The following is an 18,940-nucleotide window of genomic DNA, read 5'->3' on the forward strand; positions in this document are numbered from 1 at the left end:
TACAAAGCCCGCCGCCCGGCGGCCCGCTTTGTACGGCATTGCTTCGGCGCGCTGACCAAGCGCTCAAGCAAACGGGGGCCTGGCTTTTTAAGATGGCATGTCGCCAACCCGCCGCTTTGCACCCGGCAGACCCGCACCGGCGGCCCGGCGCCCCGCTATGCTTGAGCCATCCGCATGGTATCGGCAGCCCGGACCTCTCCCCGCAAGACTTCCACGGAGATTCCCATGACCCAGCCACAAGCCTCGTTACCCCGCTTGTTACCCTCGATCCGTGCCCTGCTATCGCTTGCCGCGCTGTGCGCGGCGTGCGCGCTGGCCTTGCCTGCCCATGCGCTGCAGACCGGCGCGCCGGCCACGGCCGGGCCTGGCCGGCCAGGCCCGGCCGACTCGCTGCGTGACGCGCTGGCACTCACGCCGGCGCAGACAGCCCTCTGGCAAGCCGCCCGCGCCGCCGCGCGCGAGGCGCATGCGCATGCACTGGAACTGCGGGCGCGCTTTATCCGCGAGGAGGGACAGTCCGATGCCACCGGCACGGCCAATGCGCCGGAGCCGTCGCTGCGCGCCCGGGCGGCGCGCGAAGACCACCTGCACGACGCGCTCGACAAGGACCGCCGCGCCGTGCGCGACCGCTGGATCGCCTTTGACGAAAGCCTGGATGCCGGCCAGCGCAAACGCCTGCGCGCCATGCCGGAAGCGGGCCGCTGGCCGGGGCCGGGCGGGATGCCTGGCCTCTTCGCCGGCGGCGCGATGCCCCCGCATGGGCCCGCGCCCATGCCCTGCGCCTTCGGCGCGGACGGCCCGGGCAACGTACCCGGTGCTGCGGGACCTCACCGACAAGGAGCACACGATGCGCAGTAAGCTTGACTCCCCCGGCAGCCGCCGCCGCTTTCTCGGCGGTGTGCTGGGCGGCTCGCTCGGCGCGGGCCTGATCGGGCTGGCGGGCGATACCGCCGCGCAGTCCGCGCCGGCCGCCTGCCTGCTTACGCCGACACTGACCGAGGGCCCTTTCTATATTGACCAGGCGCTGATGCGCAGCGATATCCGCGATGGCCGGCCCGGCCAGTTGCTTCGACTGCGGCTGGTCGTGGTGGATACCGACCGCGGCTGCGCGCCGGTGGCCGGCGCGCTGGCCAGCATCTGGCACTGCGATGCCGGCGGCAGCTATAGCGGCTATGACCAGGCCGGCATGCACGCCGCGCCCACCAGTGCCGCTCGCTTCCTGCGGGGCGTGCAACCCACCGGAGCCGATGGCAGCGCGCAGTTCCTGACGATCTACCCCGGCTGGTACGCGTCGCGCGCGGTGCATATCCATCTGAAGATTCATGTCGGCAAGGAGGAAGTGCTGACCTCCCAGATGTTCTTTGACGAGGCGCTGAACCGCGAAGTGCTTCTCGGCCACCCCGCTTATCGCGCTCGCGGCGCCTCGCCGTACCGGAACAGCCAGGACCCGATTGCCGGCGCGCATCCCGGCCTGGTGCGGGTGCGCCGCTTGCAGGATGCGGCCGGCACGCTGGAGGGCGAGTTCACGATCGGTATCGCGCGAACCTGAGGCAGCCCCCGCTCCTGCCCATCAAAAAAACGCCCCCGGACACTAGAGTACGGAGGCGCGTAACAGGGAAGAAGTCGGGCATCACGGCCCGGCCACCCCGCTCCGAAGGGACGAAGCAGTGCGGCGCCCGGACCAGAACGACAGCCCAGGCACGATCCATGGTAATGAGGCATCAGGCCGGGGTCTTGTCCCGCTTGTAGGGCAATGTATCGGCAGTGTAGGTTCGGGCTTTGTACGTCCGGCGTCGGCTACGCCGCGGTCTTGCCGGGCGTGCCCAGCAAGGCCTTGAGTCCGGCCAGGCGGTCTTTCGGACTCATGGCCGGGGTCTCGTCCTTGATCTCCGGCGCTTCCTCTAGCTTCATCTCGCCGATAAACCGCGAGGGCTGGCATGAGTAGGTGTCGCGCGCGCGCTTGCGCTTCTTGCACCAGCTGATATGCAGGCTGCGCTGGGCGCGGGTGATGCCCACATACATCAGGCGGCGCTCTTCCTCGATTTTCTCGTCGGTCATGTCCTCGTCTTCGCGGCAGTGCGGCAGGATGCCCTCTTCCACGCCGACCAGGAACACGTGCGGATACTCCAGTCCCTTGGAGGCGTGCAGCGTGGACAGGCGCACGGCGTCGGGATCTTCCTCGCGGCCTTCAAGCATGCTCATCAGCGCCACCGTCTGCGTCAGCTCCAGCAAGTTCTTGCCTTCGTCGCCAAAGCCGTCGGCGGTGTCGAAGCCAGTGGCTTCGCCTTCACCCGTGGCCTCGGGCTTGGTGCCCTTGCGCTTGAGCCAGTCGAGGAATTCCAGCGTGTTGGTCCAGCGCGACTGCGCCTGGCGTTCGTCGAACATGTCGTAGAGGTAGGCTTCGTAGTGGATGCCTTCCATCAGGTCGTCCAGCACTTCGGTGGCGGGGTCGCTGGCCGCGCGCCCGGCCAGCCGCACCATCGCCTCGCAGAACACGCGCAGCGGCTCCATCTGGCGCGGCTGCAGCTTGCCCTCGATGCCGCCCATCATGGCCGCCTCGAACAGCGAGACCTTGGCCTGCCCGGCGAAGGTGCCCAGCACTTCCAGCGTGGTGTTGCCCACGCCACGTTTGGGCGTGGTGATGGCGCGGATGAAGGCGGGATCGTCGTCCGGGTTGGCGATCAGGCGCAGGTAGGCGCAAATGTCCTTGATCTCGGCCTTGTCGAAGAAGCTCTGCCCGCCCGACAGCACATAGGGAATGCGCTCGCGGCGCAAGATCTGCTCGAACAGGCGTGCCTGGTGGTTGCCGCGGTACAGGATGGCGTAGTCGCGGAACTGCGCGCGCCGCTCGAACTTGTGCGCCGACAGGCGGAACACCACGGATTCCGCCTCGTGCTCCTCATCGTTCATCGGGTTGATGGCGATGGGGTCGCCCATGCCGTGCTCGCTCCACAACTTCTTGTCGAACAGCTTGGGATTGTTGGAGATGACCGCGTTGGCCGCTTCCAGGATGCGCACGGTGGAGCGGTAGTTCTGCTCCAGCTTGACCACCTTGAGGTCGGGAAAATCGGTCTGCAGCAACTTCAGGTTGTCCAGCGTGGCGCCGCGCCAGCCATAGATGGCCTGGTCGTCGTCGCCCACCGCCGTAAAGGCCGGGGCGCGCAGGTGCGAGCCGCCGGCGAGTTGCTTGAGCAACTGGTACTGGCAGGCGTTGGTGTCCTGGTATTCGTCCACCAGGAAGTAGCGCAGCCGGTTCTGCCAGCGCAGGCGCACCTCTTCGTTGCGCGCGAACAGCTCGGCCGGCAGGCGGATCAGGTCGTCGAAATCCACTGCCTGGTAGGCATGCAGCGTGGCCACATAGTTGCGGTAGATCAGCGCCGCCTGGTGATCGTCGGGGTTTTCGGCCTGGGCGATGGCCGTCTCGGGATCGACCATGCCGTTCTTCCACAGCGAGATGGTGCTCTGCACGCTGCGGATCAGCTTCTTGTCGGTGCTGGCAAGCTGCTCCTGCACCATGCCGAAGCAATCGTCCGAATCCATGATGGAGAACCGCGGCTTCAGGCCTACGTGCTCCGCCTCGGCGCGCAGGATCTGCACGCCCAGCGAGTGGAAGGTGCTGACGGTGATCTGCTTGATCGGAATCCGCTTGCCCTCGCGCGTGGTCTTGCCTTCCATCAGCTTGGCGATACGCTCCTGCATCTCCTTGGCGGCCTTGTTGGTAAAGGTCACCGCGGCGATGTGCTTGGGCTGGAAGCCCTTGTCCTCGATCAGGTGGGCGATCTTCTGCGTGATCACCCGGGTCTTGCCCGAACCGGCGCCGGCCAGGACCAGGCAGGGGCCATCGAGGTAGCGAACGGCTTCGGATTGGGCAGGATTAAGTCCGTGGGTCATGCGAGGGCTGGTGGTGAGGCTGGGTGGCGGGATGTCCGGCAAGGGCGGGCGCGAGGCTCCGCGCGGCACATGGGCAGCACATGCGCGGCCACGGGTGAAGCCTGCGGCACAGGAAAAGCCATCGGAGCCGCAGATGTTAACGCGGCACCCGCCATTGCTGAATCAATGGTGAGCGTGCCCACCGAAGGGGCGCGCAAGGCCTGGGTCCTGGTTTAGCCGGGGCCGCCTTGTAATCTCTCAGGTATCGAGGACAGAGGGGTCATCCGCCGCAGCGGATTTGGCAGCGCTATTGCGCGCCGAATCCTGCGGCGGATGGCCCTTTTTTCGTTTTCGAACCGAGATTAGCCTTCCCCCGAGGATTCCATGACGCTCCAGGCCACGCCCCTCAACGCTATCCACCGCGCCCTCGGCGCCCGCATGGTCGACTTCGGCGGCTGGGACATGCCGGTCAACTACGGCTCCCAGATCGAGGAACACCACGCCGTGCGCACGGACGCCGGCATGTTCGACGTCTCCCACATGTGCGTGGTCGATCTCAATGGCGAGCATGTGCGTGCCTTCCTGCGCGGCCTGCTGGCCAACAATGTGGACAAGCTGCAAACGCCGGGCAAGGCGCTGTACTCCTGCATGCTCGACGAAAAGGGCGGCGTCATCGACGACCTGATCGTCTACTACTTCGCCGAGGATCACTTCCGCCTGGTGGTGAACGCCGGCACCGCCAACGCAGATATCAAATGGATCGCCGCACGCAACGCGGCCACCAATAGCGGCGTGAGCATCACGCCGCGCCGCCACGACAACGCGCCCGGCGGCGTGGACCCGCTGGCCATCGTCGCGGTGCAGGGCCCGAACGCCCGCGCCAAGGTGTGGAGCGCCTTTCCCTCGACGCAACCCAGCGAATCCCTGAAGCCGTTCAACGCCGTGGTGGTGCAGGATCCGGCGCTCGGCGAAGTCATGGTGGCGCGCACCGGCTATACCGGCGAAGACGGTTTCGAACTGGTGGTACCGGCCGAGAACGTGGCCGGCCTGTGGGAAAAGCTGATCGCCGCCGGCGTGCGCCCGGCCGGCCTGGGCGCGCGCGACACGCTGCGCCTGGAAGCCGGCATGAACCTGTACGGCCAGGACATGGATATCCACACCTCGCCGCTCAATGCGGGCCTGGCCTGGACCGTGGACCTGCAAAGCGAACGCGACTTCACCGGCAAGGCGGCACTGGTCGCCGGTGGCCAGACCCAGCAGTTCGTCGGGCTGATCCTGCGCGAAAAAGGCGGCGTGCTGCGCGCCCACCAGAAGGTGATCACCCCCGCCGGCGACGGCGAGATCACCAGCGGCACCTTCAGCCCCTCGCTGTCCCAATCCATCGCTTTTGCCCGCCTGCCTCGCGACGTTGCCATCGGCGCCGAGGTGCAGGTCGAGATCCGCGACCGCAAACTCGCCGCGACTGTGGTTAAACTGCCGTTTGTGCGTAATGGCAAGGCACTCGTGAGCTGAACGCTCGCACCCGGTCACAGCGCGCCCGCCGGCGGGTACCCATCGATCATCGTGTATCGGAACCTCCGCCCGGCTGGCGCTGAATAACAAATTGAATCTGGAGCAATCCCATGAATTTCCCCGCCGACCTGAAATACACCGAGTCCCATGAATGGGTGCGCGTCGAAGCCGACGGCACGCTGACCATCGGCATCACCGACCACGCGCAGGACGCGCTGGGCGACATCGTCTTCCTGGAACTGCCGGAAGTGGGCAAGTCGGTCGGTGCCGGCGACGCGCTGGCCGTGGTGGAATCGGTCAAGGCCGCGTCCGACATCTACGCCCCGGTGGCCGGCGAAGTGATCGCCGTCAACGATGCCGCCGCCGCCGCGCCCGAGAGCGTCAATGCCGACGCCTTCGACGCCTGGCTGTTCAAGCTCAAGCCGGCCAACAGCGACGACGTGAACGGCCTGATGTCGGCCGACGCCTACAAGGCCAACGTCGGCGCCTGATGCCAGATCGTCATTCCCGCGCCACGGGAATGACGGACAAAGACTGCCGCGACGCGGACCGGGCCGACCACCCGCCGCACCGCTCCCACGAGATTCTTGCCATGAACGCCCCCCTGCCCATGACTGCCGCCCAAGTTGCCCGGCCCACGCTGGCCGAACTGGAGGCGCGCGACGCCTTCGCCTCCCGCCATATCGGCCCCGATGCCGCCGAGCAACAGCACATGCTCAAGGTGCTCGGCTATGACAACCGCGCCGCGCTGATGCTGAACTTCCAGCAGATGGTGACCGACCTGACCGGGCTGGACATCGCCAACGCGTCCATGCTGGACGAAGGCACCGCGGCCGCCGAGGCCATGACCCTGCTGCAGCGCGTCAACAAGCACGCTTCCAATACCTTCTACGTGGCCGACGACGTGCTGCCGCAAACGCTGGAAGTGGTACGTACCCGCGCCCTGCCGCTGGGCATCGAGGTCAAGGTCGGCCCCGCTTCGGAAGCCGCCGGCGCCCATGCCTTCGGGGTACTGCTGCAGTACCCCGGCGTCAATGGCGATGTCGCCGACTACCGCGCCATCGCCGATGCCGTGCACGCCGCCGGCGGCCTGGTGGTGGCTGCCGCCGACCTGCTGGCGCTGACCCTGATCGCCGCGCCCGGCGAATGGGGCGCCGACGTGGCGGTGGGCAACTCGCAGCGCTTTGGCGTGCCGCTCGGTTTCGGCGGCCCGCACGCCGGCTACATGGCGGTCAAGGATGCCTTCAAGCGCTCCATGCCCGGCCGCCTGGTGGGCGTGACCATCGACGCGCAAGGCAACAAGGCCTATCGCCTGGCCCTGCAGACGCGCGAGCAGCATATCCGCCGCGAGAAGGCCACCTCGAACATCTGCACGGCGCAGGTCCTGCTGGCCGTGATGGCCTCGATGTACGCCGTGTACCACGGCCCGCAAGGCCTCAAGCGCATCGCGCAGCGCGTGCACCGCCTGACCGCCACGCTGGCCGGCGGCCTGCAGCAGCTCGGCTATGCGCGCACCAACGCCGACTATTTCGACACGCTGACCCTGGAAACCGGTTTCAACACCGAAGCCCTGCACGCATCGGCAACCGCCCGCGGCATCAACCTGCGCCACGCCGGCGCCACCCGCATCGGTATCTCGCTGGACGAAACCACCTCGCGTGAAGACGTCGTCACCCTGCTGGAAATCTTCGCCCACGGCAAGCCGGTGCCCGATTTCGACGCGCTGGAAGCCGCCGCGCAGGACGCCTACCCGGCCGGCCTGGCGCGCCAGAGCGCCTACCTGACCCATCCGGTGTTCAACACGCATCACGCCGAGCACGAGATGCTGCGCTACCTGCGCATGCTGGCCGGCAAGGACCTGGCGCTGGACCGCACCATGATCCCGCTGGGCTCGTGCACCATGAAGCTCAACGCCACCAGCGAGATGATCCCGGTGACGTGGCCCGAGTTCAGCAAGGTGCACCCGTTCGCGCCGCTGGACCAGACGGTCGGCTACCGCGAGATGATCGACCAGCTCGAAGCCATGCTGTGCGCCGCGACCGGCTACGCCGCGGTGAGCCTGCAGCCCAACGCCGGCTCGCAAGGGGAATACGCCGGCCTGCTGATCATTCACGCCTATCACGCCAGCCGTGGCGAAAGCCATCGCGACATCTGCCTGATCCCCTCCTCCGCCCACGGCACCAACCCGGCCTCGGCGCAGATGGCCGGCATGAAGGTGGTGGTGGTGGCCTGTGACGAGAACGGCAACGTCGACCTGGAAGACCTGGCGAAGAAGGCGGAACAGCACAGCAAGAACCTCGCCGCCATCATGATCACCTACCCGTCCACGCATGGCGTGTTCGAGCAGGGCGTGCAGCAGATCTGCGATATCGTGCACAAGCACGGCGGCCAGGTCTACGTGGACGGCGCCAATATGAACGCCATGGTCGGCACCGCCGCGCCGGGCCAGTTCGGCGGCGACGTGTCCCACCTGAACCTGCACAAGACCTTTTGCATCCCCCACGGCGGCGGCGGCCCGGGCGTTGGCCCGGTGGCGGTCGGCGCGCACCTGGCGGACTTCCTGCCCAACCAGGACAGCGTGGGCTATCGCCGCGACGACCAGGGCATCGGCGGTGTTTCCGCCGCGCCGTTCGGCTCGGCCAGCATCCTGCCAATCTCGTGGATGTACATCGCCATGATGGGCTCGGCCGGCCTGACCGCCGCCACGGAGAACGCCATCCTGGCCGCCAACTACGTGGCCCGCCGCCTGTCCCCGCACTTCCCCGTGCTCTATACCGGCCAGCACGGCCTGGTGGCGCACGAGTGCATCCTGGATCTGCGCCCGCTGCAGAAGAGCACCGGCATCTCCAACGAGGACGTGGCCAAGCGCCTGATGGACTACGGGTTCCACGCCCCGACCATGAGCTTCCCCGTACCGGGCACGCTGATGATCGAGCCGACCGAAAGCGAAGCCCTGCACGAGCTGGACCGCTTTATCGACGCCATGATCGCCATCCGCGCCGAGATCGGCCGTGTGGAGGACGGCAGCTTCGACCGCGAGGACAACCCGCTGAAGAACGCGCCGCACACCGCCGCCGTGATCACCGCCGATGCGTGGGAGCACAAGTACACGCGCCAGGAAGCCGCCTACCCGGTGGCCGCGCTGCGCACGCAGAAGTACTGGCCGCCGGTCGGCCGTGCCGACAACGTGTACGGCGACCGCAACCTGTTCTGCGCGTGTGTGCCGATGAGCGAGTACGCTGAGGAGTAAGCTGGTGGATGCCGGGGTTGCGGCCGTCGCGGCAACCCCGGCACTTCGCCAGCGCGCTATGCTCGGTGTGGATGCGCGGCCACCCGGCCGTGCCCGGCAAACGGAGCACGCATGTGGAATCTCAGCGCCCCATGGTGGGAATTCGTCCTGCGCGGACTGATCGTCTACGGCAGCCTGCTGGTGTTGCTGCGGCTTTCCGGCAAGCGCCAGATCGGCCAGCTCACGCCGTTTGACCTGGTGCTGCTGCTGGTCCTGTCCAACGCGGTGCAGAACGCCATGAACGCGGGAGACAACTCGGTCACCGCCGGCCTGATCCTGGCCGTGACGCTGATCGCGGCCAATCTCGGGCTGGCCTGGCTAAGCTGGCGCAGCCGGCGCTTCGAGGATGTGGTCGAAGGGCGCCCCGAGATACTGATCCACGAAGGCAAGGTGTTTCCCGACGTGATGAAACGCGCCTTCATTACGCGAGACGACCTGCACAAGGCGCTGCGCCATGCCGGCTGCGAGCGCGTGAGCGATGTGCATTTCGCCATCCTCGAAAACGACGGCACCATCAGCGTGATGGCGAAGAAAGACGCCCCACCCACCCCCCAGGACGCTGCCACCTCGCTGTGGCGCGCCCCCGATAACGACATCGGCAACTCGTCGGTCTGAGACCGGCGCGTAGCCAACCAGGAGCCTTGCCGTGGCTGTCAGCGTTTTCGACCTGTTCAAGGTGGGCATCGGCCCCTCCAGTTCCCACACCGTGGGCCCGATGCGCGCGGCCCTGATGTTTGCCCAGGGCCTGGCGCGCGACGGCCTGCTGCCGCAAGTGGCCAGCGTACGCATCGAGCTGTACGGCTCGCTCGGCGCTACCGGGCGCGGCCACGGCACCGACAAGGGTGTGATCCTCGGCCTGCAGGGCGAGGCGCCGGACACCATCGATCCCGACACCATCGAGCTGCGCCTGGCCGCGCTGCGCGCCAGCCGCACGCTATCGCTGCTGGGCACGCACCCCGTGCCCTTTGTCGAGAAGGAACACATCGTCTTCTACCGCCGCGAGGCCATGGCCGAGCATCCCAACGGCATGAAATTCCATGCCTTCAATGCCGGCGGCGAGCCCATCCGCGAGGGGCGCTACCTGTCGGTGGGCGGCGGCTTCGTCATCACCGCCGGCGCGGCCAACACGCAGATCCTGGAAGCTGACCAGCAACTGCCGTACCCCTTCCGCAGCGGGCGCGCCATGCTGGAAATGGCGGCCGCCAGCAAGAAGAGCATCGCGCGGATGATGATGGAGAACGAGTGCGTGTGGCGCAGCGAGGCCGAGGTCAACGCCGGCCTGCTGCAGATCTGGGCCGTGATGCAGGCCTGTGTGGCACGCGGCTGCCGTACCGACGGCGAGCTGCCGGGACCGTTCAAGGTCAAGCGCCGCGCCCCCGAACTGTTCCGCAACCTCACCGAGCACGCCGAGCGCGCGCTGGCCGATCCGCTCTCGGTCATGGACTGGGTCAACCTGTACGCGATCGCCGTCAATGAGGAAAATGCAGCCGGCGGCCGGGTGGTCACCGCGCCAACCAACGGCGCGGCCGGCATCATCCCGGCCGTCCGAGATCGGCATGGAACACAACCTTGGCCTGACCTGCGACCCGGTTGGCGGGCTGGTGCAGATTCCCTGCATCGAACGCAATGCCATGGCGTCGGTGAAAGCCGTCAACGCCGCGCGCATGGCGTTGCGCGGCGACGGCATGCATTACGTGTCGCTGGATTCGGTCATCAAGACCATGCGCGAGACCGGCGCCGACATGAAGACCAAGTACAAGGAAACGGCGCGCGGCGGGCTGGCGGTGAATATCGTGGAGTGCTGAGCCCGCTTCCCGTTCCTTCTTCCACTGCCACGCTTTCTGCTACGCTTGCCGGGCATCCACCCACTTCACCCACTTGGAGTCCGGCATGGTCAGAATCAGTTTTCTCTACCCGCACAGCAAGGGCGGCAAGTTCGACATGGACTACTACCTGCAGCGGCACATGCCGCGCGCCATCGAACTGTTCAGCGCGCAACCCGGCTACCGGGGCGTGGCGGTGGAGCGCGGGCTGGGCGGCGGTGCGCCGGGCTCGGATCCGGCCTACACGGTGATGTGCCATTTCCTGTTCGAATCGGTGCAGGACTTCGTTGCCGCCGCAAAGGCCGCCGGCACCGAGCTGCAGCTCGACATCCCCAACTACACCGATGCGGTGCCGGTGGTGCAGATCAGCGAAGTGGTGTCCGTCGCTTGACGCGATTGCCGCCCCAGCCGCAGCAGCCCACCCAACTTATCCACAACCGTTTCGTCCACCCCAGGCCCGGCCTGCCCGGCAGATGGCTGGCCCGGCTGGTGTCCTCGCCGCGCTTGCTGGCGGCTTCGCTGGCTGCTTCGACTCCTGGGAATCCGTGGTCGCCTTCCTGTGCCTGCAGGACAGTGCGATCTCGCACGTAGAGGATGCCGGCCGCATCGCCCACGCCGGTATCGACCTGCCGATCGATCTCGCCGCCGTGCAGCCGCTGGAAGCGGTCATTGGCGAGTGCGATCTGCCGATGCTGCGCGAGCTCGGCGTGCCGCCCGGCGAGTGCGCGCAGCCGTTCTGCTTCCTGGTGCCGGCGGTGCCCTTCCGCGTGCTGTGGGAGCGGCTGCTGTGAGGCCATGAAGCCACGCGCGGATAGCCATGAATCCGTGCGGTAGCGCTATCATGTCCGTTCCCACTCAGGCGGTGCAGCCATGCAGACCTTCCATCAGCTGTTCGACGAAACCTCCTCCACCTTCACCTACCTGCTGATCGACGCCGCCACACGGGAGGCGCTACTGATCGATCCGGTGGATCACCAGCTAGACCGCGACCTGGCGCTGCTGCAGGCCAGCGGCGCCACGCTGGCGTGGGTGGTCGAGACCCATGCCCACGCCGACCACATCACCTCCGCGGGCCATGTTGCGCTGCAAACCGGCGCGCACACCGCCGCGCCCTCGGGCTGCGATATCCAGCCCGCGCAGAAGCAGCTGATCGACGGCGACACGCTGCGGTTCGGCACGCAGACGCTGCGCGCCATCCACACGCCCGGGCACACCGCCGGCAGCATGAGTTACCTGTGGGAAGAGCCCACCCCCGCCGGCGTGGTGCGCCGCATCTTCACCGGCGACGCGCTGCTGATCGACGGCTGCGGCCGCACCGATTTCCAGTCCGGCGATGCCGGCACGCTATACGACAGCCTCACGCAGAAACTCTTCGCGCTGCCCGACGACACCGTGGTCTATCCCGCCCACGACTACAAGGGCCGCACCGAATCCACCATCGGCCAGGAGCGCGCGCACAACAGCCGCGTGGCCGGCCGCACGCGTACCCAGTTCATCGAGATGATGGCGCAGCTGAACCTGCCGAAGCCCAAGCTGATCGACGTGGCCGTGCCCGCGAACCAGCGGCTTGGCTTGCGCGATGGGGAGCAGGTCCCGCACGGGGCATAGGCGGGCGCCGCCGAAAGCGCATTGGCCACGGCAAGATAATGCAGACAGGAGAGACAGGACATGGCCCAGTACACCGCAGAAATCCTATGGCTACGTGGAGAACAGGATTTCCTCGGCAACCGCTACAGCCGGAAACACACGCTGCGATTCGATGGCGGCATCGAGGTGCCGGGTTCGTCGTCGCCGCATGTCGTGCCGCTGCCCATGTCGGAGGCCGCGGCGATCGATCCTGAAGAGGCCTTCGTCTCCGCACTGTCCAGTTGCCACATGCTGTGGTTCCTGTCCATCGCCGCCAAGCACAAGTTCTGCGTGGACCGCTACTTTGATGCGGCAGTCGGGACCATGGCGAAGAACGCGGAAGGCAGGATGGCCATCACGGTGGTCACGCTAAGACCCGAAGTCACCTTCTCCGGGGAGCGGCGACCGAGCCGCGATGAAATCGCCCACCTGCATCACACGGCGCACGATGCGTGCTTCATTGCGAACTCGGTCAAGTCGGAGGTGCGCTGCGAGCCGGTGTACGTGGGCGCGCAGGCCTGATATCGCGGCGCCAGCGCAGGAACGGCGCGCGACAGGGGCAATGGGATGCGACTGCCACGCCAGGTGGCAGCGGTTGAGGATCGGCGTCGGCTTCCGGCCTCGCGGTGCGGACCGGGCTAGTCCCAGATGCAGCGGACCGCCGCCGCGGCGATCACCGGCACGGAAAGGACCAGCGGAATCGCGAAGTAAGGCACCTCGAAATTCACGACATGTTCATAGATGAGCCAGCCGATGCCGATGGCTAGCGTGACCAGTCCGACAATCGCAGCGAGAGCGTTCACGGCCCGGTCCGAAGGACGTCCGCGCGTCCGTTCTGCTTTGGTGGAAAGCGCTTTCATCGTAGCTCCGAAGGTTGTCGTCACGGGCATCTGATGCGTTAATTCTAGTCCTGCTCCGCCGGTTTGCGCGGGTTGCCTGCACGTGGTAACCGTAGCGCGCTCAGGTCGCCCAGCTATCGCAAGTCTGCCGCACCGTTTCGCGCAGACTCCGCGTGCTGGCGTCGATCTGGCGCACGCGCTCGGCATCGCCGTTGCGGCTTTGCGCCAGCGCGCGGATATTGGCCAGCGCATCGAGCGATCCCAGCGCTTCGGCATGGGGGACCAGCGCATCGCAGATCGAGATGATGTGATCCGCGATCGGCATGCGCGTGAGCTCGTTGGGATGCACATACTCGCCTTCCAGCCCGAAGCGGCAAGCCTGGAAGCGGTTGAAAGTGTAGACGAGGTAGTCGTCTTCCTGCGGCATGAAGGGGCGCGAGAGGAGCAGGTAGCGCGCAAGCGCCTGGATGTAGGCGGCGATATCGCAAGCACGGCCCACCGTGAGCGGCGTGTCCATCACGCGGACCTCGATGGTGCCGAACTCGGGCTTGGGACGGATATCCCAGTAGAAGTCCTTCATGCTCTCGATCACGCCGGTCTTGCGCATCTTCTCGAAGTAGGCGGTGAACGCATCCCAGGTGAGCAGGTGCGGCGCGCGCCCGCTCATGGGGAAGGCCGCGACCGAGTTCAGCCGCGCCGAGGCGAACCCGGTGTCCACGCCCTGCACATAAGGCGACGAGGCGGCCAGCGCGATGAAGTGCGGCACGTAGCGGCCGATGGCATGGAGCAGGAACAGCGAGTCGTCGGCGCTCGGGCAGCCGATATGCACGTGCTGGCCGAACACCGTGAACTGCTTGGCCAGGTAGCCATAGAGTTCGGAGATGTACTGGTAGCGCGGCGAATCGGAGATGGTGCGGTCGGCCCACTGCTGGAAGGGATGGGTGCCGCCGCCGCAGATGCCTAGGTTGAGCGAACGCGAGGCATCCACCATCAGGTCGCGCATGGTGCCGAGTTCGTCCAGCGCCTGTGCATAACTCGTGCAGATGCCGGTGCTGATCTCGATCATCGAGGGGCTGATCTCAGGCTTGATGTCGCCGGCATGCTGCGCGCCTTTCAGCGCACGCAGCAGGTCCGGCGCGAACGGCGCCAGGTCATAGTCGTGACGATTGACGAGTTGCAGCTCCAGTTCCACGCCGAAAGTCAGCGCTTCGGAGTGCTTGAACGGTTCGAGTGACATCAGCGCCCTCCTCCATTGCTTCTGACCTCGCCCGCAAAGCGAAGTGCCCAGGCCGCCATCGTGGGCCCCATCAATTGTTCGATCGCCAGCGTGCACAGGATAATGGCCGCCAGCGGCTCGCCGGTGTTCGGATACAGCAGCGCGACATCGCTCATCAACAGGTACGCCAGACCCGACATGGGCGCCAGCGCGAGACCGAGCGCCACGCACTGCTTCAGGCTCAGGCCCGAGAAGGAGCCCAGCGAGACCACGCCCACCAGCTTGGCGAAGTGGCGCAGCAGTACCAGCACACAGGCGGCGCCGCCGCCGATGGCCCAGTCGTGCGCGGTCAGCGGCAGGCCGAGCGACACCACCATCACGATGATCAACAGGCTGCCCGCGCTGCCGAAATGCGCCGGCCACACGCGCGGCTGGCTGTCCTGGTGCTTGAAGACGACGCCGGCCAGCATCAGCGTGAGCGGCATGGAAAGCTTGAGTACGCGCGTGAGCGCCAGCGTGAGCAGCACCAGTCCCACCAGCACCAGGAAGCTGTAGTGATCGTCCGAGGCCATGCGTGCGTAGATGCCGTGCCCGAGCTTGCCGACGATCCAGGCCAGCAGGCAGGATCCCACCAGCAGGTAGAGCGGATGCAGCAGCGCGGCGCCGAGATTGCCGTATTCGGAATGCAGCCAGCCCGTGGCCAACTGGACGATGGTGGCGGCGTAGATGCTGTTCAGGGCCGCCATGGCGAGCAGCCGTTCAGTCACCTGCCCTTCCGCGCGCAGTTCATTCTTGAGTTGCAGCACGATGGTCGGCGAAGTGCTGACGGCGATACCGCCGGCCAGGATGGCCACGGCCGGGCTCACGCCGATCCATTGCAGCACGGTGGCCACCAGGCCCCAGGTCAGCAGGCTTTCAAAGGCACTGGTGAAGAGCAGCCAGCGGTTAGCCCGCAGCCAGGTGAGCGAGAGCCGGTGCCCCAGTTCGAACAGCGCCAGCGCCAGCGCCATATCGATCAGGACGCGGCTCTGCGCGATCATGTCTTCGTCCACGATGCCGCGGCCAAGCATGCCGGCCAGCAGGCCCGCGGCGGCATAGCCGACGATCCGGGGCAGCCGCAGGTACGTGCGGCATATCTCTCCCGCCAGGCCGGCGCCCACCAGCGCCAGCCCGACCCAGAAAAGCCCGCCCGGTACCAGGGGCAGGCTTGGAAACAATTGGCTTAGTCCATTCATGGGCTACATGGTAACGGAGGCGCACGAAAATCCCTGTCGGATTTTGTCCGACAGAGAATGGAATTTGCAGGCAACGTGATGCGTTCAGGCGTAAAAAAACGCCATCTTACCGGGATGGCGTTTTTTTTTGCATCAGGGTCGGAGCGCTTCCGTACAGACGCTACACGCCCCAGAACTTCCATGCCGGCCGGGTCGCGCGCAAGCTGGCTTCCACGCGAGCGTACAGTGTGCGCGATTTGCCCTGCGCGGCGCCACCCGCGCGGGCCTTCTCGAAATAGCCCAGCGCGGTCTCGCGTTGCTCCAGCCCGAGCGCGGCCTCGACGGCACCGAGATAAGCATCGCCTTCCCAGCCGTCGCGCGCGGCAAAGGCCGCCTGGAAATCCGTCAGCGCCTCGGCGTACTGCTTCTCGCCGGTGCGGATCAGGGCACGCTGCAAACGCGGGAAAGCCTGGTCACGGGGGTCGTCGGCAGTCAGCCCGATGGCTTGCTCGAACAGCGGCAGTGCACGGTCGGGGGCGCCAAGGTCACGCCAGATCATGCCGAACTCGTTGCACAGCCACGCGTCCTCGATCAGCAGCGCGCGGCGTTGCAAAGCCTCGATCTCGGCCAGCGCATCGGTACGGTCATGCTGGTCCATGCCGCCCGTGGCATTGCGCAGCAGCCCGGCGAAGTGGGCGCGGGCGTGCGCCAGCGCGTGCGCGGCCTGGCTGCGCTCTTCCACTGGCAGGGCATCGGCGCGGGCATCCATATGCGCCAGCGCATCGCGGGCTGCCGAAGTCACTTCCGCACCGCCGATCGCCTTCCAGGTGCTCATCAGCCGGCTGAAGATCCAGCCCACATTGGCGGGATCGCGCTCCAGCGGGTAGCGATTGAGGACATCGCCCGCCACTTCCACGGCTTTCTGGTGCTGGCCGGCGGCCTCCAGGCATTCGAGCAGGTCGATCCAGTGCTCGATGAATTCGCTGACCGCGATGCCCTTCTCGTGCAGGGCGATGCGCTCGGCGAGGTTGGCGGCACCTTCCAGCCGGGTGGCCAGGTTGTGGCACAGCATCGAATAGATATGCGGGTCGGCGTCGTCGTAGCCGCCCTCGCCGCTGGCAAAGTACGACTCGAAGCGCGCCACGCCCAGGCGATACGCCTTGATCAGGTGCGGCGTCAGCGCGGCCTCGGCGGCCGGCACGGCATCCATGAACTCGGCCAGCGCCACGCCGGCGTTGTAGTAGCCGGTCGCGTCGGTGGCGTTCTCCACGAAAGCGAAGCGCAGCCACGGCTCGGCTTCACCGGACTGGTGGCGCCATTCCAGTTCGCGCACCTGCGCCTTCGGGTCCGGCGCCTGGCGCTGGTAGGTGGCGAAGTCGTCCCAGGCGCCGTCCAGCTCGCCGGCCCGGTAGCGCAGCGGGGCACGGATGCGGCGGGCTTGCGGATGGTCCGGCTGGCTGGCCAGCACGATCCCCGCCTGTTCGGCGGCCAGGGCGTCGCCCGCGGCTTCGTCGAGTTCGAGCAGTTCGGGGTTGTCCAGGCCGATCCGTGCCAGGCACAGGCGCAGCATCGGCTCGGCCTGCTCGCCGGCGGCGTTCACGTGGGCCACTGCCTGGCCCAGAATGTCAGCGGCGCCCAGGTCGGGGGCGCGGTACAGCAAGTCGTACCAATAAGCGCCAGCCCGGGCGAAATCCCCCAACCGGTAGTGCACCAGGCCCGCATGCAGGCGCGCGCTCCACTCCCCCGAGGACAAGCCGTTGCGCAGCGCCGCTTCTTCCAGCCAGGGCAGCGCCTCCTGAGGGCGGTCCATCCCCAGCAGCAGCATGCCGTAGCGATGCGCGATCACGCCGCGCGAGGACCAGCGGTGCGCCGGATGCAGCGGCAGACCGGGCAGCTTCGCCAGCGCGGCGTCGAGCACGGCGAAAGCCTGCTGCGCGTCGCCGCGGTCATAGTGCAGGCGTGCCCGCAGGCAATCGAAATCCACCACTTGCGGCTGCGCCTGCGAGAGCTGGTCGAGGATGACCAGCGCTTCATCGTAGCGCTCGGCGTTGGCTAACTCGATGGCGTGGTCGTAGCTGACTTCCTGCACGGACACGGACTGCTCCTTCTGGGTGGATGTGCGAGTGCGGGATTATGCGCCATCGCGGCCCCCTCCCGCACGTGAGAAAAAGGGGGGAGATTCCCGTCGCAAGCACGATACTGGTCAGCGGCGTCGCCCCGATGTACGCAGAAACGGCAACGCCACCCAAAGGTGGCGTTGCCGTTTCGCCACTGGGCGCGAGCCCAGGCCGGGTGGCTTACTTGCCGCCAACCGTCTCCAGCACGGTCCACTTGCCGCCAACCACCTTGTAGACGGTGATACCGCCGTCCTTCAGGTCGCCACGCGCGTCGTAGGCCAGTGTCTTGGTGGTCACGCCTTGCATGTTGGTGGCCGCCAGCACCGGCAGGTAGCGCGCCGGATCGGCCGAACCGGCCTTGATCATGGCGGTCATCATGGCCGTGGCGCCGTCATAGGCGTACGGCGAGTAGGTCTGCACCTTGCCGCCGAAGCGCTTCTCGTACTTCTTCTCGTAGGTGGCGCCACCGGGCATCTGCTCCAGCGGCAGGCCGGCCAGCGATACTACCGTGCCCTCGGCGGCAGGGCCGGCCAGCTTCAGGAAGTTGTCGGTCTTCGACATTTCGCCCGATACCACCGGCGACTTCATGCCGAGCTCCTTGACCTGCTTGGCCATCGGCGCGGATTGCGTTTCCGCGCCGCCGAAGAAGATCACGTCCGGGTTGCTGCGCTTGATATTGGTCAGCACGGCCTTGAAGTCCACCGCCTTGTCGTTGGTGAACTCGCGGCGCACGATCTTGCCGCCTGCAGCCTTGGCCGCCTTCTCGAACTCGTCGGCAAGGCCCTGGCCGTAGGCGGTGCGGTCGTCGACGATGGCGATGTTCTTGGCGCCCAGCTTCTTCACCACGAAAGCACCGATCACCGAACCCTGCTGGGTGTCGGAGGTCATCATGCGGAAGGTGGTCTTGAAGCCCTGGCGGGTGTACTCGGGCGCGGTGGCCATGGCGATCTGGGGAATGCCGGCGCGGTTGTAGACCATCGAAGCCGGGATGCTGGTGCCCGAGTTGAAGTGGCCCAGCATGCCCTGGACACCGTTGTCCACCAGCTTTTGCGCCACGACCGAGCCGGTCTTGGGGTCGGCCGCGTCGTCTTCGGAGAGCAGTACGAACTTGACGTCCTTGCCGCCGATCTTGGGCTTGGTGGCGTTCATTTCCTCAATGGCGAGGACGATGCCGTTTTGCATGTCCTTGCCGTATTGCGCCTGGCCGCCGGTCATCGGCGCGGCAAAACCCAGCTTGATTTCCTGCGCCTGGGCGAAGGCGGCCGAGGTGGCGCACAGGCCTGCAACGGTCAGGGCAACGGTCAGGGCCGTCTTGTGGAAAGTCGAGTTCATCAGTTCTCCTTGGTGGCTTTTGGATAGCCTTGCTGCGCTTTTGGACGCGTCCGGGTGTGGCGCGAAACGCTCCCCGATTTTTCAAATACGCGAGGTCTGCGG

The 18,940-nt window shown here is 66.7% G+C and carries 16 protein-coding genes and 1 pseudogene; 11 read left to right on the forward strand and 6 right to left on the reverse strand.

All coding sequences use genetic code 11. The features are described 5' to 3' along the window. Positions 1-225: 225 nt before the first annotated feature. Together AC1DKD_RS13920 and AC1DKD_RS13925 are read left to right on the forward strand one after the other, a co-directional pair. Entirely contained in the window at positions 226-858 is a 633-nt protein-coding gene (locus AC1DKD_RS13920) for a hypothetical protein (protein ID WP_477102463.1), read from the forward strand. After that, positions 848-1,549: an intradiol ring-cleavage dioxygenase gene (locus tag AC1DKD_RS13925; RefSeq protein ID WP_441632271.1), complete on the forward strand. Its 702-nt coding sequence runs from the start codon at positions 848-850 to the stop codon at positions 1,547-1,549. The genes AC1DKD_RS13920 and AC1DKD_RS13925 overlap by 11 nt, the downstream gene beginning before the upstream one ends. Positions 1,550-1,797: 248 nt before the next feature. Here the strand turns inward: AC1DKD_RS13925 and AC1DKD_RS13930 are convergent, their stop codons facing one another. Next, positions 1,798-3,891, reverse strand: a complete 2,094-nt coding sequence (locus AC1DKD_RS13930) for a UvrD-helicase domain-containing protein (protein ID WP_441632269.1) — start codon at positions 3,889-3,891, stop codon at positions 1,798-1,800. Between the two features lie 363 nt (positions 3,892-4,254). Here AC1DKD_RS13930 and gcvT point away from each other — a divergent pair, with 363 nt between their 5' ends. From gcvT to AC1DKD_RS13975, 9 genes and pseudogenes are all read left to right on the forward strand, one after another. After that, positions 4,255-5,382: a glycine cleavage system aminomethyltransferase GcvT gene (gene gcvT, locus AC1DKD_RS13935; protein ID WP_441632267.1), complete on the forward strand. Its 1,128-nt coding sequence runs from the start codon at positions 4,255-4,257 to the stop codon at positions 5,380-5,382. Positions 5,383-5,492: 110 nt separating this feature from the next. Further along, on the forward strand, positions 5,493-5,873 hold the full coding sequence (gene gcvH, locus AC1DKD_RS13940; RefSeq protein ID WP_035873078.1) for a glycine cleavage system protein GcvH: 381 nt from the start codon (positions 5,493-5,495) through the stop codon (positions 5,871-5,873). A gap of 101 nt (positions 5,874-5,974) precedes the next feature. After that, positions 5,975-8,632: an aminomethyl-transferring glycine dehydrogenase gene (gene gcvP / locus AC1DKD_RS13945; RefSeq protein ID WP_477143373.1), complete on the forward strand. Its 2,658-nt coding sequence runs from the start codon at positions 5,975-5,977 to the stop codon at positions 8,630-8,632. Positions 8,633-8,743: 111 nt separating this feature from the next. After that, positions 8,744-9,286, forward strand: a complete 543-nt coding sequence (locus tag AC1DKD_RS13950; protein ID WP_441632263.1) for a DUF421 domain-containing protein — start codon at positions 8,744-8,746, stop codon at positions 9,284-9,286. A gap of 31 nt (positions 9,287-9,317) precedes the next feature. Beyond that, positions 9,318-10,476: pseudogene (locus AC1DKD_RS13955) on the forward strand (L-serine ammonia-lyase). An 85-nt stretch (positions 10,477-10,561) separates the two neighbouring features. After that, positions 10,562-10,885 carry an EthD family reductase gene (locus tag AC1DKD_RS13960; RefSeq protein ID WP_441632260.1) on the forward strand — a complete coding sequence of 108 codons (324 nt, stop codon included), beginning with the start codon at positions 10,562-10,564 and terminating at the stop codon, positions 10,883-10,885. Between the two features lie 82 nt (positions 10,886-10,967). Further along, positions 10,968-11,285: a hypothetical protein gene (locus AC1DKD_RS13965; protein WP_441632258.1), complete on the forward strand. Its 318-nt coding sequence runs from the start codon at positions 10,968-10,970 to the stop codon at positions 11,283-11,285. A 79-nt stretch (positions 11,286-11,364) separates the two neighbouring features. Beyond that, entirely contained in the window at positions 11,365-12,102 is a 738-nt protein-coding gene (locus AC1DKD_RS13970; protein ID WP_441632256.1) for an MBL fold metallo-hydrolase, read from the forward strand. A 60-nt stretch (positions 12,103-12,162) separates the two neighbouring features. Then, entirely contained in the window at positions 12,163-12,642 is a 480-nt protein-coding gene (locus AC1DKD_RS13975; RefSeq protein WP_441632254.1) for an OsmC family protein, read from the forward strand. 116 nt (positions 12,643-12,758) lie between these two features. On the opposite strand, the gene AC1DKD_RS13980 is transcribed toward AC1DKD_RS13975, so the two are convergent. The 5 genes from AC1DKD_RS13980 to AC1DKD_RS14000 all read right to left on the reverse strand — a co-directional run bounded on the left by AC1DKD_RS13980 (position 12,759) and on the right by AC1DKD_RS14000 (position 18,838). Continuing rightward, positions 12,759-12,980, reverse strand: a complete 222-nt coding sequence (locus AC1DKD_RS13980; RefSeq protein WP_441632252.1) for a hypothetical protein — start codon at positions 12,978-12,980, stop codon at positions 12,759-12,761. Between the two features lie 100 nt (positions 12,981-13,080). Continuing rightward, on the reverse strand, positions 13,081-14,196 hold the full coding sequence (locus tag AC1DKD_RS13985) for a YbdK family carboxylate-amine ligase (protein WP_441632251.1): 1,116 nt from the start codon (positions 14,194-14,196) through the stop codon (positions 13,081-13,083). Next, the gene (locus AC1DKD_RS13990) at positions 14,196-15,410 is read right to left on the reverse strand and encodes a cation:proton antiporter (RefSeq protein WP_441632249.1); all 1,215 of its coding nucleotides are present in this window, start codon (positions 15,408-15,410) and stop codon (positions 14,196-14,198) included. Before AC1DKD_RS13990 ends, AC1DKD_RS13985 begins: the two co-directional genes overlap by 1 nt. A 160-nt stretch (positions 15,411-15,570) precedes the next feature. Next, on the reverse strand, positions 15,571-17,484 hold the full coding sequence (locus AC1DKD_RS13995; protein WP_441632248.1) for a tetratricopeptide repeat protein: 1,914 nt from the start codon (positions 17,482-17,484) through the stop codon (positions 15,571-15,573). Positions 17,485-17,686: 202 nt separating this feature from the next. Continuing rightward, positions 17,687-18,838, reverse strand: coding sequence for a branched-chain amino acid ABC transporter substrate-binding protein (locus AC1DKD_RS14000; RefSeq protein WP_045242258.1), 1,152 nt, complete (start codon positions 18,836-18,838; stop codon positions 17,687-17,689). Positions 18,839-18,940: the final 102 nt, after the last annotated feature.

This window comes from Cupriavidus sp. 05T313, assembly GCF_056396665.1.

Excerpts from the sequence above, each read along its gene's own strand:
- AC1DKD_RS13965 (WP_441632258.1), top strand. The coding sequence starts at position 10,968 with ATGGCTGGCCCGGCTGGTGTCCTCGCCGCGCTTGCTGGCGGCTTCGCT.
- AC1DKD_RS13920 (WP_477102463.1), top strand. The coding sequence starts at position 226 with ATGACCCAGCCACAAGCCTCGTTACCCCGCTTGTTACCCTCGATCCGT.
- AC1DKD_RS13960 (WP_441632260.1), top strand. The coding sequence starts at position 10,562 with ATGGTCAGAATCAGTTTTCTCTACCCGCACAGCAAGGGCGGCAAGTTC.
- AC1DKD_RS13990 (WP_441632249.1), bottom strand. The coding sequence starts at position 15,410 with ATGAATGGACTAAGCCAATTGTTTCCAAGCCTGCCCCTGGTACCGGGC.
- AC1DKD_RS13950 (WP_441632263.1), top strand. The coding sequence starts at position 8,744 with ATGTGGAATCTCAGCGCCCCATGGTGGGAATTCGTCCTGCGCGGACTG.
- AC1DKD_RS14000 (WP_045242258.1), bottom strand. The coding sequence starts at position 18,838 with ATGAACTCGACTTTCCACAAGACGGCCCTGACCGTTGCCCTGACCGTT.
- gcvP (WP_477143373.1), top strand. The coding sequence starts at position 5,975 with ATGAACGCCCCCCTGCCCATGACTGCCGCCCAAGTTGCCCGGCCCACG.
- AC1DKD_RS13975 (WP_441632254.1), top strand. The coding sequence starts at position 12,163 with ATGGCCCAGTACACCGCAGAAATCCTATGGCTACGTGGAGAACAGGAT.
- AC1DKD_RS13980 (WP_441632252.1), bottom strand. The coding sequence starts at position 12,980 with ATGAAAGCGCTTTCCACCAAAGCAGAACGGACGCGCGGACGTCCTTCG.
- AC1DKD_RS13970 (WP_441632256.1), top strand. The coding sequence starts at position 11,365 with ATGCAGACCTTCCATCAGCTGTTCGACGAAACCTCCTCCACCTTCACC.
- AC1DKD_RS13930 (WP_441632269.1), bottom strand. The coding sequence starts at position 3,891 with ATGACCCACGGACTTAATCCTGCCCAATCCGAAGCCGTTCGCTACCTC.
- gcvT (WP_441632267.1), top strand. The coding sequence starts at position 4,255 with ATGACGCTCCAGGCCACGCCCCTCAACGCTATCCACCGCGCCCTCGGC.
- AC1DKD_RS13985 (WP_441632251.1), bottom strand. The coding sequence starts at position 14,196 with ATGTCACTCGAACCGTTCAAGCACTCCGAAGCGCTGACTTTCGGCGTG.
- AC1DKD_RS13925 (WP_441632271.1), top strand. The coding sequence starts at position 848 with ATGCGCAGTAAGCTTGACTCCCCCGGCAGCCGCCGCCGCTTTCTCGGC.
- gcvH (WP_035873078.1), top strand. The coding sequence starts at position 5,493 with ATGAATTTCCCCGCCGACCTGAAATACACCGAGTCCCATGAATGGGTG.